The organism is Arthrobacter sp. JCM 19049, from assembly GCF_001310435.1.
The window spans coordinates 1-656 of sequence record NZ_BAXF01000862.1 but is presented as its reverse complement, the minus strand read 5'-3'; the positions used below and the strand labels follow the sequence as shown (position 1 = coordinate 656).

At 68.6% G+C, this 656-nt stretch carries 1 pseudogene; it reads right to left on the bottom strand.

From position 1 onward, the window contains the following. Positions 1-58 precede the first annotated feature (58 nt). A pseudogene (gene panD, locus JCM19049_RS16790) lies at positions 59-480 on the bottom strand (aspartate 1-decarboxylase). Between the last annotated feature and the right edge of the window lie 176 nt (positions 481-656).

Genomic DNA, 656 nt, shown 5'->3' with positions numbered 1-656 from the left:
CCCGACCAGGACCGGCCCGGGGACGAAGCCGCAGCCGGACGCCGGCTAGCAGGCTCGACTAGTTGCCGGTGACCTGCGCGAACGGGGGAGTCTGCACACCGTCGGCGACCGCCACCGCCGGGTCATCACCCAGGTGGATCATCCGGTTGTGCTCATCCACCTGCACCACCGCCGGGGCGTAGGCGCGGGCCTGTGCATCTTCCATCTGCGCGTAGCTGATGATGATGACCAGGTCACCGGGGTGCACCAGGTGGGCCGCGGCCCCGTTGATGCCCACCACGCCGCTGCCGCGCTCGCCGGCGATCGTGTAGGTCTCCAGGCGGGCCCCGTTGGTCACATCCACGATGCTCACCAGCTCCCCGGGCAGGATGTCGGAGGCGTCCAACAGGTCCTGGTCAATGGTGACCGACCCGACGTAGTGCAGATCCGCCTGGGTCACGGTGCGCGGTGGATCTTGGACTTGAACATGGTGCGTTGCATCAGCTGGTTCTTTCCTGCAGGCAGAGCGAATTCTTGCTCACCAAGTTTACGCCCTTTCCGCCCCGGGCAGGCTGCGGTACTGCTCACCCTGCCCGGGGCGGGGGTTAACGGCCCCCGGCCAGCCGCCTCGCGCAGCACCCGGTGCACCTGCCCGTCGGCCAGCAGCTGGTAGGCGG